The 14,335-nt window shown below is 36.4% G+C and carries 10 protein-coding genes and 3 pseudogenes; 8 read left to right on the top strand and 5 right to left on the bottom strand.

The annotated features are described in order from the left end of the window. Both ACIQCO_RS26875 and ACIQCO_RS26870 read right to left on the bottom strand, forming a co-directional pair. The coding region (locus tag ACIQCO_RS26875) for an Ig-like domain-containing protein (RefSeq protein ID WP_400435104.1) at positions 1-2,051 on the bottom strand (2,051 nt) is incomplete at its 3' end. A 1,760-nt stretch (positions 2,052-3,811) separates the two neighbouring features. Beyond that, entirely contained in the window at positions 3,812-4,186 is a 375-nt protein-coding gene (locus ACIQCO_RS26870; protein WP_400435102.1) for a hypothetical protein, read from the bottom strand. Between the two features lie 310 nt (positions 4,187-4,496). Between ACIQCO_RS26870 and ACIQCO_RS26865 the strand changes: the two genes are divergently transcribed. Together ACIQCO_RS26865 and ACIQCO_RS26860 are read left to right on the top strand one after the other, a co-directional pair. Beyond that, positions 4,497-4,886 (top strand): DUF3892 domain-containing protein, encoded by a 390-nt coding sequence (locus ACIQCO_RS26865; protein WP_400435100.1) that lies wholly within the window; start codon positions 4,497-4,499, stop codon positions 4,884-4,886. 66 nt (positions 4,887-4,952) lie between these two features. Then, a pseudogene (locus tag ACIQCO_RS26860) lies at positions 4,953-5,072 on the top strand (DNA replication/repair protein RecF); the annotation flags it as partial. A 709-nt stretch (positions 5,073-5,781) separates the two neighbouring features. Here the strand turns inward: ACIQCO_RS26860 and ACIQCO_RS26855 are convergent. Together ACIQCO_RS26855 and ACIQCO_RS26850 are read right to left on the bottom strand one after the other, a co-directional pair. Continuing rightward, the gene (locus tag ACIQCO_RS26855; protein ID WP_400435098.1) at positions 5,782-6,939 is read right to left on the bottom strand and encodes an IS4 family transposase; all 1,158 of its coding nucleotides are present in this window, start codon (positions 6,937-6,939) and stop codon (positions 5,782-5,784) included. After that, positions 6,908-7,111 carry a hypothetical protein gene (locus ACIQCO_RS26850; protein ID WP_400435096.1) on the bottom strand — a complete coding sequence of 68 codons (204 nt, stop codon included), beginning with the start codon at positions 7,109-7,111 and terminating at the stop codon, positions 6,908-6,910. Before ACIQCO_RS26850 ends, ACIQCO_RS26855 begins: the two co-directional genes overlap by 32 nt. Positions 7,112-8,194: 1,083 nt before the next feature. Here ACIQCO_RS26850 and ACIQCO_RS26845 point away from each other — a divergent pair. The 6 genes and pseudogenes from ACIQCO_RS26845 to ACIQCO_RS26820 all read left to right on the top strand — a co-directional run bounded on the left by ACIQCO_RS26845 (position 8,195) and on the right by ACIQCO_RS26820 (position 13,189). After that, entirely contained in the window at positions 8,195-9,028 is an 834-nt protein-coding gene (locus tag ACIQCO_RS26845) for a hypothetical protein (RefSeq protein WP_400435094.1), read from the top strand. A 912-nt stretch (positions 9,029-9,940) separates the two neighbouring features. Then, positions 9,941-10,071 (top strand): annotated as a pseudogene (locus tag ACIQCO_RS26840) (2-dehydropantoate 2-reductase N-terminal domain-containing protein); the annotation flags it as partial. A gap of 323 nt (positions 10,072-10,394) precedes the next feature. Then, on the top strand, positions 10,395-10,508 hold the full coding sequence (locus tag ACIQCO_RS26835) for a putative holin-like toxin (RefSeq protein WP_400435092.1): 114 nt from the start codon (positions 10,395-10,397) through the stop codon (positions 10,506-10,508). Positions 10,509-10,876: 368 nt separating this feature from the next. Next, positions 10,877-11,443 (top strand): transposase, encoded by a 567-nt coding sequence (locus ACIQCO_RS26830; RefSeq protein WP_400435090.1) that lies wholly within the window; start codon positions 10,877-10,879, stop codon positions 11,441-11,443. Positions 11,444-11,485: 42 nt separating this feature from the next. Beyond that, positions 11,486-12,162, top strand: a pseudogene (locus tag ACIQCO_RS26825) (magnesium chelatase domain-containing protein). A 367-nt stretch (positions 12,163-12,529) separates the two neighbouring features. Then, positions 12,530-13,189, top strand: a complete 660-nt coding sequence (locus tag ACIQCO_RS26820; protein WP_400435088.1) for a hypothetical protein — start codon at positions 12,530-12,532, stop codon at positions 13,187-13,189. Between the two features lie 137 nt (positions 13,190-13,326). Here the strand turns inward: ACIQCO_RS26820 and ACIQCO_RS26815 are convergent, their stop codons facing one another. After that, the gene (locus tag ACIQCO_RS26815) at positions 13,327-13,863 is read right to left on the bottom strand and encodes a hypothetical protein (protein ID WP_400435086.1); all 537 of its coding nucleotides are present in this window, start codon (positions 13,861-13,863) and stop codon (positions 13,327-13,329) included. Between the last annotated feature and the right edge of the window lie 472 nt (positions 13,864-14,335).

The raw sequence follows: 14,335 nt of genomic DNA, 5'->3' as shown, positions 1-14,335 counted from the left end.
TTGTCTAATGAACGGTATATGTTATATCCCTTTAAATCGATGTCTTTATTGGAATTCCATGAAAGACTAGATTTATTCAAAGCTAATTTTTTTTCCATTAATAAGGTTGGAATAGTAGGAGCCGTAATATCCTTTGATTCAATAACTTCAATTGCATCGATATTAATATAAACCCCTTTACCTAAGTCGTTACCAACCAAACCTTTGTTTACCAGTTTAATAGTATGAATACCTTTTTCAAGAGACAGGTCTTCAAATACTAATTGAGAGTAACGAATATTGTTTGAAAAAAGATTCGCTTCTTTTACAAATACTCCGTCAATGTAAACATCTGCTAATCCATACCAAGGGCTAGTTAGAGCAATCCACCGAATCCCACTGCCGTAGAACGTTAATTCAGCCGAAGCACCTTTTTGATAAGTATGGATAGATGAATTATCGGTATAGAGTTGACTAGAATCTTTATACCAATATCCATTAGTAAATAGTGCAGAAGAAGAATCTTCAGTCCAACTTAAGGCTACACTATTGTCATGTTGAACAATAACCTCAGTGGCTGCACTTTCATTTTGAGCAGCATCGATAGCAGTTATTGCAATTTTCGTTCCAGCTACTTGCTTTGGAATTTGGATTTTGTATTGACCTATTGGATTAGCTGTAGTTGAACCAATGATGCTACCATTGACTTTAGCTACTACCTTAGCGTCCGCTTCACTAGTTCCTGTAATCATAACCTCAAAATCTCTAATAGGATTTACAACTGGTGCTTCAGGTGCAGTTTCATCAAGAATCGTATAATTAAAAGTTGCAATATCGCTATCTTCTGAACCAGTTGCTGTTGCCAATGCTTTAATTGTAGTGTCTTGGTTAATTAAGATAGGTGATGTGTATTTAGTGCTTGCCTCCGTTGGTTTATTACCGTTAGTTGTGTAGTAAATTGTTGCATCTTCGGTAGAAGTAGACAATTCGATTTTTATCCCAGCGGAAACTACTCCAGGAGCAACGTTGGATTTAACAGGAGCTACCTGAGTAATTTTGTGTTGAACAACTACCTCTTTTGCAATACTAACGTTTCCAACTGCGTCCGCTGCAGTTACAAAAATTGTAGTTCCCGATTTTTGTTTCGTAATTTGGATTTCGAAATGTCCTATTTGGTCAGCTTTTGCTGAACCGATTATTAGATTATTTACCTTCGCGACCACTGTCGAATCTGCTTCAGCGGTTCCTCTAATTACTTCATCTGCATCAGTAACTTGATCCACAACAGGTGCATCAGGTGCGATGACATCAATAGATGGCTCTATTGGACTAGCGGAGTTCCTTGGGTTGGGTGCAAGTGCAACAAAATCATTTTTATTATTGTCAGTATCCCAACCATTTCCTTTTCCAAGTGAAGGATTTTCGGTAGCATTCGGTCTACGGTGAGCACTTGTTGTATTAGATAAGGTAGGAGCTGCACCTGATCCTTCATAAGCATTTGCGGTAGTACCATAACCAATAAAATCTATATATCCAGTTGGGGTTGATCCAGTAGCTGCAGTAGTTTTATTGAATAATGCTACTTTCCCAGTAGTACCAGATAAGTTGAGATTACCTACAGGTAGAATATCTGAAGTAGGGAGATCTAATCCGGTGCTTCCAGAAGAAGCCTCTTGTATTAAATAATATCCATGAGCTTTAATAGTTCCTGATAGTTTAGTAACTGACCAAGATGTACCGGTGGCTCCAGCATATTGTACTGACCATCCTTCAAGTGAAACTTGCTGGTTAGTTGGATTATATAATTCAATAAAGTCGTATTTGTATTGGGCACCGGCGTTTCCTCCACCGCCATACACCTGACTAATCACAACATGATCTGCAATTTGAGCTTGGGCCTTATTGATGAATCCTGTTGGTAGGAAGGTAGCTAACAACAATACCACAGCTAAAACCATACTCAACAAAGGTTTTTTTGTCCTTTTTTTCATTTTCAATTTATCTTCCCTTCCTTTATAAATTCTAGTTAATTTAGTATTAACTAGAAATGACTCAAAATGGTTAAATACCAACCTCTCAAATCCCCCCTGTCTTAATAATTAATACAAGTAATATTTCTCTAAAACTGATTTCTGAATTATTTGACAAATATAGTCCCCTTTCTCTCTTTACATTACTAATTAGTCTATCTAGTAATGATTTTCATACAGTGATGTTAACTCCCCCCTCTCAAATCAATGAGAATCTTGATATTTAACAGATGGGATAAGTACTTTTATACCCACCAATAGTTTCCTCCAACAAAAGTAGGAGTCCTTAATAAACGATATTACAAATTGACTATAGGTTTTGAATATTGTTTATAAAATAAATAACAGAACCTTCTTTAAAACTCTAAATAATATGGTTGGTATATGGTTGGATGAGTGATTCAATTGTTTAAAATGAATTTTAGGAATCATTTAATTGAAAAATTGTATGTTTTCGAAAGGATGTTTTTTAGGTTAATAGGTTGTTAGAAATTTTGATTTGGATTATCTAAGAGGTAAAAAATCTTTATGATCAATTTAAGCTGGTGGACAAGGTAATGAAATATCCTGTAAAGAAGGGTCTAATAGCAATCAACAAATTTACTAAATTATGAAGGCAAGCTCTAATCTTGGTATTTGATACCATTAAAGATAATACTAATATCATTTGTTTAAATTTTCAATATAATATTGAAAATAAATAGTAAAAAATACCTAAATATTATTGTAATTCCGGTGCCTAGTCACCACTCGATTTATGTTGAGAATTGTAGAATTAGTGCTAAAATACTAGTGTTTATGAGGCTGGTCGGGACATTTGGGTCAAGTTGTGTGGCCGAGCCTAGGTCGTAACATATAGCTTGTGCGAAGCCCGTCGAGTAAGGACTAGCCATTCACTCGTAGCGATTCTTTAAGGGCAGCGGATAACCGTTGTTTTTAAGCGTAGACAGTTAGGAAATGGGCTGAAAGCTGTAAGGTTGAAGGGATTGAGCTTCGAAAACCCAATTCAGAAGGACTGATGCGTTGGATCTGTGCAGAAAGCATCATTTCAATCATCGTATATGGCAAGAGGATAGGAACCTTCTCGGAGACGTTGACCTTGGCACGTTACACATTGATATGTTACGGCAACTTGGGAGAACCTGCAGGTCTTTTCGCATAGTAGAGTAAAGTATGGCTTACAAGCGATACAAAGTGAGGAAAAAAATATCTTACAAGGAGTTGGATATCGGTCATAGGATCATGGGGAACGATTCTATTGTCGGAACTTACCACATGTAAATACCCTAAGAACTGTCCCAGTGTAAGTTATAACTAAAGATACGTTTGATAAATGGAGGAAAAATACTCGTATTTCAGCTGATAATATCCACCTGGAGATGGAAAATACTCTGTACTTTGGAACAGTGAAGATAAGTTTTTTATCGTGAGGGAAACGAACTCAATGAATATAGCGGAGTATTGCAAAAAAAGAGATAACGTAAAGGAAAATTGAAGCACCGGCATGGAACCTGCCTTACAGTTAAAGACTAGCATCTAATCTTTTGTTAAATGTTTAATTTTAATCCTTATTCCAAGCTGCAGCTTTCTTTAAATATTCTTCTGTAGCTTTTCTAACACTAGTCCGATTTATATCATTGCTACTATTTACTCTTTTTGCAAATCCTCTACAAAATTATCATCATTTAGTCTTTAATACTTTCTGTAGAATCAGCTATATATTTAATGTTGTCATTATGAGGTTAGACAATTCTGTGTGTGATATTTGTTAAAGTCTTCTAATTAGATATTTTTGTACATTATTAAATCTGATTTAAAAGGTTCATAACTTCATTAGCCCTTTTTTTAGCCCATTTTAAATCAGCAATGACTTTTTCTAGTTGTTCCTTTGTGCTAACTGGAAGATAGTGGTGACGGATGCAAACTCCTTCGAAGAATCCTCCAGCCCTAATTGACATATTCTGTTCACCTACTTTCGTCATTTCACCACCAGTATTTGAAACTAGTTCTTTTAATTTTATAAAAGTGTTCCAATTATCTAAATAAGCCTTTAAATACTGATCAATTTCCGAACCATCAATTGAAATAAAAGTTCCATTATACCTAAAATCAGGTCCTGGAAAGTAGAACTGAATCCTCCAATGATTCGTTGTGACGCTTAGTTTTCCTATATTCAAGTTGGGTAAAGATTGGATGGCTATGGGGTCAGACCCCCACTCAGCTAAAGTTTAAAGCGTTAAAGCTCAACGGAGGGCTAGTCTCTCTGTTTTTACCCTATTTGAACACGCTCTTACTAGATAGATCTACTCAATCTATTGATATATTTTTAGAACAGAGGTTTAGATTTTATTATTTTATTTTGCCCCTTTTAAAAGATAATGTTTTTATTTGATCAAAAATCAGTTTTTTGATGTCACTCAACTAATCTCAACAATCTGAAAATCATATGTTAAAATGGATATATAAAACATATTGGAGAATATTTGAATGAAATCTGTTGCAATTGTTATAGTTTCGTTTGTAATGATTTTTTGTCTAATTGAGGTGCTTCTTAGATTATCCGACAAACTATCCGGCAGATATAAATTTTTAAAGAAACCAGTCGGTTTCCTTGCTACTTTCTTATTCACTATTTCCCTTTTTGGCCTTATGTTATCTATTCCTGGTTACGTGATTTATGATATGTGGTCTAAAATTTCTGCGGATGATGGCAAAGATTATCATAATACTCCCTATGAAATAGGGCCTGCTGTGGAGAATAACGAAAATCCTGGCTATCATCAGGTTAAGGGTTATTATAGGAAGGATGGGACTTATGTAAGACCCTACATTCGTAGCAATCCAGATGGAAACCCAAACAATAATTTAAATCCTTAATTAACAAAGAGAGATCCAAATGAGTCGAGCTTCGGAATTTCGCGGTCAGACCCCCATCCCGTCATTGCCCAAGGGAAAACAAACGTGCTGGAATCTATTTATGTGTTAGCGATGGCAAAGTCACACCGAACCTCGAATGATAAAGAACTTATTCGCTGGGATCAAGAGTATGCTAAAATAGAGGGTAATAGATAGTGAAGTACTTCCGAAGAGGGGAATCAAATTAGGGGAGAAAAAATATTTTCAAAGGTCCCCCTCTTGGCGTTTAGGGGAGTCACATGCTCCTAAAAGCCTTAGGTTACCCTAATCTAGACCTCTTTTACGGTCCTGGAGGTCTTTGCCATATATTCGTAGTATGTTTTAAACTATGGATATATTCGAATTTAGTTGGTCACTCCCATTGGAAAGTGGGGTGATAAGATGAACGCCGAAACCTTTGGAATTATTGTTGCTAGTCTTCAATTAATGTTGACTTTTTTAACCCTGACTGTGGCAATAGTTGGTTTAGTTCAAAAAAAATAACTATCTTCATTTCCAGATGAAGATAGTTATTCGCCAAAAAGCTCTATATAGGGCCAACATATTCGTCTAAACCAGGTGTTCCAGCACTCTGGTTTTTTTGTTGGTAAAGTAGCTATTTCTAATTAGAAATGCCACGTATAAGTCCATTATAGCATATTCAATAGGAATTAATTCAATAATATTAAAATCCGATTTTGAACAGGAATTTCGGGGTCAGACCCCATAGCCATCAAGTTAATGAATTAAATTACAGAATAAGGATAAAACACTCCGTATTTCTAGTACTTTTATTGTCATTATTTTAAATCTACAAAAAAATGCATGACGAAATAAGCCTCTAAAGGAGACTTTAAAAAAATTATTGTTTAATCATTTATATGATGCCAAGCATTTTTAGAATATCGAGCTCAGTTGGCTTTCCCTTTTTACGAGCCTTTTTTCCATGCCGAATTAAGATGGTATAGAACTGATGGATTAAGACCATTCGATCTGTTTGAGCTAGAATCATTTGTGGCAAAATTTCACGAATAATTCCCATCGTTTTAAACTCGCTGAGTTCCATATCCTTTTTTTTGTAGAGGTAAAGTCGTGCCTGGAATGTAAAACGCATGCTAATCCAGATGGCAATTAAGACACCATATAAGTGGCATTCAAACCGTTCTTTCTTCATTTTTTTAACTTTGTCTAAATGAAAATGAGACTTCCATGTTTTAAACAAAATTTCCACCTGCCAGCGAAGTGAATACAGTAGGTAAAGGTCTTGCGGACTGATTTCTTCCTGTGGTATATTGGTGAACAGATAGTTATATGCTTGTTTTTGGAGGGTGCGGCTGGTCAGAGCCTTGCCCTTTTTCTTTTGAACCCATTTCTGTTTTCTCTGTCTACGTACCGCTTGCTCTTCCGTTAAACAATGTATAGAAAGGCGAGGTATGTACTGGCGCTCTGCGCCTAAATAGATATCAAGTAACTCCAAACTTTCGCCGGGAAGCAGCTTTTCCCCTAATTGAACTGGATCTAATTCGTGGAAAACTCCGTTTTCTTTTCGAAAGATTTTCATGTTTGATTTGAATCTTGTTACATAAAAAGCTCCACGTTGATCGGCCTCTTCCAAAAACTTCGTTGAGAAATATCCAAGATCTCGAATGAATAAATCATCCGGCATTATATTTCCTATCGTTTCCTTTGCATAAGAAGCATCATTTTCGTTACCTTCACGTACCCCGCCATATAAAAAGTCACCTGATAACAAATCATATTCCCACTGGACTTTTACCCCGGAGGAAGTTGGACCAGCATACCCTTCTAGGAATTGCATTGGTAGAGAGAATGCAGTCGAGTCCAAAATTCGGATGCGCGAAAATGAGCACCGGCTAAGTAATGGCTGATCTCTTTTAGAAAATCTAGACTGAACGAGTCGACACAATAGCTCTCTTAAAAAACAGACCGCCTTGGTCGAAAATCGCTGATTCAGTCCTTCTTCACTGATAGTTAGATGGTTTTCAAAATGAGGGTCCCAAGGACGAACGACCACCAGGCTGTGCCTTCAGAACACATAAGGCAAGAAAGGCTTCTGGAGTTAGTTGTCTTTTTCGCTTTAAAAATCCGGTTTCCCGTGCTAACTCTTCTAAAGAAGAAGTGGAACAATGTTCTTGAATATCTTTCAATAATTCATAAAAAAACGGGTCTTTTAAGATTTGGTTCATATAAAAATCCTTCCATTGATTTCTCAATGGAAGGATACTATAAAAATACTAAATTAAACCAGTATTTTATCTTAACTTGATGGCTATGGGGTCAGACCCCCGCTTTGATAAAAGTTTAAAGCGATAAAGCATGATAGTTAAATGGTTCGCAATCGTATACGGTCACCTGAAAGTACCACCTCTGCCGGTATTGATGTTGAACCTATCCGCACAAAGTAACTACTAGTAAGCCCGTTCTAGACAAGCTTTTTAGCAGCTTGAAGGGTTAAATGTAGCAATAATGTCCGCTTAAGCCATTTTCAATCAAACGTTTGATTTGTTTTTCTGAGGGGATGGTAGCGAGGGGTGTCATTTCCTGAAGGGAGAAGGTTATTATGCTGGAGCGGATTTAGATAATATACCAACTTTCTCTAATTATTTTTCAAATTAAAGCGGGAAATTGTTGATTTCACTGACTTCTGTAGCCATTTAAATAAATGTTTGTTTAAGGGACAAAATTTTTGACCGCTAAACTGCAATAATCCCTATCTGGCGTGGTTTCTATCATTGTTTACAACCATGTAAAAGTGCCACATTTGCCATATTTCAGTGCCGCTTCGGACAGATTTCAGAGCCATCTCCGCCATCGATGGATCCACCAAAAAAGTAAAACTGAGGTGACGTGCACTTTCTATGGAGAGGCGGGCATGAAAGTCTTGTAGACTTAGCCAGCCCTATAAATGCTGGCTTTTTGGCTGGGAGCCATGCCCGTAGAGGCTCCATGGAAAGCGACAACAAGTTTCCTCTGACCGTTGGAAGAATACTTCTTCTTGGTGGCTTGCCTGTACTCCACTGTGGCTCTCACCTTTGACACAAGCGGCACAGAGTCATGGCATTCTACAGCATTTCTAAATAAACGTTTGTATGGTTCTAGCCATTGCGAAAGTTCGGGCGGTGACAGGCGCCCGAATTGGGAATTTTTAAAATTTCCTTAAAATAAATTTGAACCTCTTTTGGAACTATTTTGAACAAATTCAAAAAATATATGATATATTACTATAGTCATACGTTTGGACAATTTTAATGCTTAAGGGAGAATACAACATGAAAAAACATCTATTCTTAGTATTATCTATTATTGGTTTATTATTGTTTATCTCAGGATGTGGTGGGGTTGATGATAAGAATATCAACTCAGAGGAAGATATTGAAATACAGTTGGATGATTCGATTTATGCTTTAACTTCAGATAAAACGTTGTCTAAATATCTATCAAGTCCTAAATATACTAAGTCTAGGATATCCGACGAAGAAAGCTTTGTTTATAACATAGAAGGAAAGTTAAATGATACTTTTGAAAAATTAGACAAAAAGGAGCAATATGATTTTTTGGCCCATGCAATTATTGTTATAAGGGAAGTTTATAAAGATAATGGTGGGGCGTTAAAATGCGGAGAGGATTATATTTGCTATATATCAGAAATTGAATTTTCAACTTCTGAAGAAAACTACTCAATGGATTATAGTGAGGAGGATGGTGATATTATAAATTTACGATTAGGATATAAAGCGGAATATGATGAAGATGGTTCTTTGGTAAACGACTCTACGTCTGTTGGAGGGACAACTACTCCTGATTCAGAAACAAATAACTTTAATCCTAATAGTGAAGCTACTACTAATGTTACTGGACCAGATACAAATTTTTCAATTGCAGATGGTGATGATTGGGTGAAAATGAGCACTTACCAAAAAAAGGATATGATAACTTCCGCTATTAATAATTTACAGAGTAAAGGATATACAATTTCAGAAGGCACTGATTGGTTTATTGAAGCACTGGATGCTTTTTATGGTGAAGCCGCAACTAATACCACTAAAGTAAAAGAAGCCTTTGCATTGTCTGGGGTTGGCGGAGGAGTTATCATTGCACCATAAAAAAGATAATTTAATAAAACTTAATCTAATAATAAAAAAAAGTCAATATATTGAGGGGCATGGTTCCGCATTCTTCGAGTTGATCCAGCAGTAAGGATTAGAAGGTATAAATTTAAAGAGGAAGGATTCACGTAATAGGTCGGGAAACGCAGTCAGGCGTGGCTCAAGGTGATTAATTACCAATTGATACTAATGTGATGACTGTTGGGCTTAGAAAAGGTGATTTTGGCTATTATTGAACTTTCAGGACGGCAGACCAGTTGGAAAATGGAGTTTTGGCCACTAGTTGAACTGAAGAAGTTTAATTGGCAGCTACAAATCACCGAAGTAAATGATAAATTTACTCTTATAGAGCTGATCTCGTGCCAAGTGAAGTATCGTAACCTACCGAAAGCTGGGTTAAAGAGGCGACATACACGGAAGAATTGATCAGGGGCCAAGTGGGGTCAGAAAGAACCCCCACCTAGCAAAAGTTTAAAGCGGTATAGTATGAATATTTCGGGGTCAGACCCCCGCTCAGATAAAAGTTTAAAGCGGTAAAGCGAAAAGGGTAAACAGAGGGGGAAATGTCCTTCTCTGTTTTTTTGTTCATTAATTTGTCCAAACATTTTATCGAATTTGGTAGGAATTTAGAGGTTGTTGTTGAATAATTATTTGATAAAGAATATGGACATTGGGGTCAGACCCCCGCTACTCATACTTACCTCTATAAATCTGTAAGTTCCTAAATGCCTGCGCCATTGCCGCCACCTCCTTCCACCTCCTATTTATGGTTTTTGAGGGGAAAAGGCTAGGGTCGACCAAAATGCTTCGATTTAACAATTCATTTTGCTAATGGACTTATTTATTTTAATAGAAGAAATGGTAGAGATTTATTAAAACAAGAGTAAAGGAAGCAAAGGAAGCGTGACAATGTATAAAATAGCAGTAGCAGGGACAGGTTGCGTCGGCTTAGTGGCAGGGGTATGTTTTCCGAAGCCGGGCATCAAGTAACCTGTGTGGACATCGATGAGAATAAAGTCAAGAATTTCGGGGTCAGACCCCCACTCAGCTAAAGTTTAACGCAGTAAAGTGCGGTAGTAAAACGGAGGGGATTTGTCTCGGTTTTGCTTTCAATCAATTTAAAGCAGCGGGAAAAAGGTACCTTGTTACAATTACTTAAATGCAATGTTCAAGTACCAGAGCGTTGCAATCCCAGGTTTCTGGTACAAGCCGACCGAAAGAATGAGTACCTGTTTGAATATATATCAGAAACATTCGTTTATATATTTTGAGTGGTTTGAAAAGAAATATGATAATATTAATCTAGCAACTACATAAAGCGGATGGGCGGTTGGCACTCCCTGTAAGAAAGGGGGTGTTCAAAATGGTGACATACGAAGCAATGAACATGCTATTTCAATTTGGCATTTTCCTTGCCACAACGTTTGCAACAATTGTGGCAATCATCGCACTCGTCACCAATAGAAAAAAGAAGTAACCGCCCCTCTCCCGCCAAAGGAATAGGCTTGTTACTTCTTTTCAAAAAATCGAAACATATTCAATAGGCCAGTCGCTCTTCAAGCGGCATGTAGTTGCTACTCGGACTGAGCGTTTCTGTGCTCAGTCTTTTTATTATATAACCATTATATTAATAAATATACGTAAGAGTCAAGATATTAGAGTCAGATCCCAACCAGCTAAAGTTTAATGCGGTAAAGTGTGAAATCCAAACAGAGAGCTGACCTCTCTGTTTTTTGTTCTTCAATTTGTCATATTTTATGATCGAATTTGGTAGGAATTTAGAAGTTGTTGTTGAATAATGTATTGGGTAAGAAACTTAGATAGAAAGAGAGGTGCTATCATCAGTTGTCGAGAAATCACCGTATTTGGTTTCCTGGTGCTAAGTATCATATTACGAACCGGGGTAATCGGAGGTCCTCTATTTTTTATGATGATTTTGATCGTCATGCCTATTTACAACTACTAGAAGAAACCCGCAGTTATTATCCCTTTAATCTCCACGCCTATTGCCTCATGACCAATCATATTCATCTTCAAATAGAAACCATTCACCATCATCCAAAAGATATGATGAAAATGCTTAATTCAAGGTATGCGATGTATTTTAATAAACGACATCGCTTAGTAGGGCATGTTTTTCAAGGTAGGTATGGAGCTGAGCTTATTGATTCCTCAGACTATCTATTAGATGTTAGCAGATATATTCATTTGAACCCCGTAGAAGCAAAGATGGTGAAGTCACCTAGAGATTACCGGTGGAGCAGCTATAATGCGTATATATCGGATTCCGCAAATCCTCATGTTACAACCATAAAAATATTATCACACTTCCCTGAACCACAAAAAGAAAATTACCGAAAATTTGTTGAAGGGTCAGTAAATATTACCCCTTCAAGTTCTAAACACAATTGAACGTATCAAGGTTAGACCAGAAATAGCAGGAGGTAATTTAGTATGACGGTAAAAGCGATAAGTATTGGTTTGAAAGGTCTTGAGGGCTACTGTGTGCAGGTAGAGGTAAGAATAAAACCTGGTACCGAATCAATGGTTATAGTGGGTTTGCCAGATGCCTCGGTAAAGGAGTCGAGGGAACGTGTAGTAGCAGCACTTGGTCACTTTGATGTAGATGTCACGGATCAAAAGATAGTAGTTAATCTCTCGCCCGCAGAACAAAAGAAAAATGGGCCGCTTTTTGATTTGCAATTGCGATTGCTGCTTTAAAGGAACTAAATATGATTAAGGGGAAAATTCCCATGGATACTGCGTTTATTGGCGCATTGTCTCTTGATGGGATGGTTGTGAAGGCTGATGGGATGTTACCGGCTTTGATTTCTGCCAAAGGACTTGGCCTAAAGAAAATTTATCTACCCTATGATCCTACAATTCCACTACATATGCTGAAAGATTTGGACTGTATTGTTGTTCAGCATATCGAGGAAGTGGTTCAGCACTTAGAAGGTCAGGAACTTCTTCAGTTTCATCCTAACCTAACTCCAAATAATCAAATGCCTCTATTTAATTCCGGGTGCCTAGTCACCACCCGATATATGTCGAGAATTGTAGAATCAGAGTATTATAGCAGGGTTCGCTCAAAAGGCTTCCACTTAGGTAAGTTTAAAAGGAAACAATGACTCCTGAAGCATGGAAAAGTCCTTGATTACGGCCATAGGAATTTACCACATATGCCATCTTTTGTGCCACTCATTGACAAAGAATTTACCAGGTTGTGCTTGCACTTTACCAACAAGAAAACTACTCTACTTACTATTTTGCAATATAGAGGAGTTTTCTTGTTGAATTTAAAAACATTCGCTTAGTCCTTGAAGAACTCTATTATGATTTTCCTTGAACCTTCGTAGATGTCTTGTTCAGTCCAAGTCGGTAGTGAGCATTGCAATAGTGGTTCGAAAAAAATTACAAAAAGCAGTCCTTTTTACCTGGATTTAGGTTCTAAGACAATCTCTCTCTCTTATAAGTTGTAAAAAGGGGGGGAGTTACATGGAGCAGGATAAGGTAAATGGATCATTAAACGAAGTAAATTCTCTCGATAATTCTGAAAAACAGATATATAAAGAAATGTGCTTTGTAATTACGAAGGATATTAGCACTAAAAAAGGAAAAGCGCATAAGACAGTAATACAAATTGATAAAAGTGATGGAAGTGAAATGCAACTTATATCAATTAACAAAAAAATCAAGAAAATTTATCCAACTGCTCATGACAAATTAAAGTGTATCAACTTAAAAGACGAAGTAACAAAAGAATTTGAGAATGAAATCAATGAAGGGAATATTAATAGCAATCACGTCACTGATATACAAAAAATTACATTATCAGAAGAATTAAACCGATTAAATAAAGAGGATCAGAAACAGGTAATAAATAATATTATAAAAAATAGAAATGAGAGAAATTTAATAAATTCAGAGCAAGTAGCTACATTTGCACTTTTAAATGGCGAAATAAATACACAAATAATTGAAATTTGGTATAGAGGAATTAACCGGACTGTAGATCAATTTATTGGGCAATTAGAATCTGGTCTATCAATTATTAATAAGTTACCTAAACAACAATCAGATTTTTTATTAGAAAAGTTCAATAAAACTCAGAAACTGATTCAACAATATTTTAATGAAAAACCCGAAGACCAATAATTTAATAGCCCATTTTAATATGACGACCTAATCAGTGCAGAACATGGGGACGGATCTGGTGGATTATTTCAAACAACAGATGAACGAAGCAGGCCGCCAGAACTGCCCCTGTGGCTTTCTAATGAATGACTACCTTGTTATTTATGAGTCAGGGCTTCAGCTGTTAGCTGTAGAAATTTTGCTTCTGACTGTTTGATATAATCCCCCGCTTTTTTCATAGCCGATATGGAATTTTGTATTTCTAGAGAATTACTGTTACTAATTGCCTGCGGATAGAAATATGCGACATATTGGTACTCGTTCATAGCGAGTGAGAACATAGAAAAGACACTCCTTACACCCTCATCCTTCCCTACATCTAATGCCTTAATTTCTGATACAATCTGGAGAAGCTCCTTGCAATTTGCATCAAGATCTGCTTTAAAGGTTGGGGAGCTACTGCCTAAATTTACTATAAGATTGAACTGCTCTAAGTTACTTTTTAACCTCTCCTGATAAGGCAGAATAAGTTTAGAGTAGTCGGCCAGTGGTTGAGTTTTCTCAAGAACGATTTGTTCTGTCGTTTTATTTGTCGATGTAACTTGCTGAGGAGTAGCGAGAATCTCTTTAACTTCCTTATTACCTTGACATCCAGCCAAAGAAAATACTAAAAATAAACTTAAATATTTCTTCATTTTACACCCATCCATCCTAAGGTAATTTAATTTTTCATTTTCTTCATCTTCAATTTGTTTTTTATTAATAGAATGGTCATTGGAGGACAATTAAAAATTATTTAACGTTTCTAAAGTAGAAGCCCTTATAAACTTAACTATGTATATTAGTAAATCAATGTGTTTGAGCTAAAAATATTTTCTTTGTTCTTAATAAAGAATACCATGTTTTCAATAAAAATTAAATACAAGGATAAGGGATATTTGGCGCTTACGAATTTCGGGGTTTCGCCCATAGCAGCCAGCATTTTATCCTCTAAATCTCTGATTCTACTCATTTCCACTAATGATATCCCCATGTCCTATTACTACTAAATTTGTAAGATTAACCGCCTGTTTTATCTTGCTACTATATGATAGATTGGCCTACTAATATTAATCCAATTTTTATAGTCTATACCAAACAATTTCTGGGTTAGATAAAATAGATGTA

Origin of the sequence: Neobacillus sp. NPDC093127 (assembly GCF_044754175.1) — a bacterium.
Classification (GTDB): Bacteria; Bacillota; Bacilli; order Bacillales; family Cytobacillaceae; genus Neobacillus.
Note: the sequence above shows the minus strand (reverse complement) of the source record. Positions and strands in the feature narration are given on the sequence as shown.

What these genes read in the sequence shown, in the direction of transcription:
- ACIQCO_RS26865 (WP_400435100.1), top strand. Translation starts at nt 4,497, where the DNA reads ATGAAATCTGTTGCAATTGTTATAGTTTCGTTTGTAATGATTTTTTGT.
- ACIQCO_RS26850 (WP_400435096.1), bottom strand. Translation starts at nt 7,111, where the DNA reads ATGAACCAAATCTTAAAAGACCCGTTTTTTTATGAATTATTGAAAGAT.
- ACIQCO_RS26845 (WP_400435094.1), top strand. Translation starts at nt 8,195, where the DNA reads ATGAAAAAACATCTATTCTTAGTATTATCTATTATTGGTTTATTATTG.
- ACIQCO_RS26835 (WP_400435092.1), top strand. Translation starts at nt 10,395, where the DNA reads ATGGTGACATACGAAGCAATGAACATGCTATTTCAATTTGGCATTTTC.
- ACIQCO_RS26820 (WP_400435088.1), top strand. Translation starts at nt 12,530, where the DNA reads ATGGAGCAGGATAAGGTAAATGGATCATTAAACGAAGTAAATTCTCTC.
- ACIQCO_RS26815 (WP_400435086.1), bottom strand. Translation starts at nt 13,863, where the DNA reads ATGAAGAAATATTTAAGTTTATTTTTAGTATTTTCTTTGGCTGGATGT.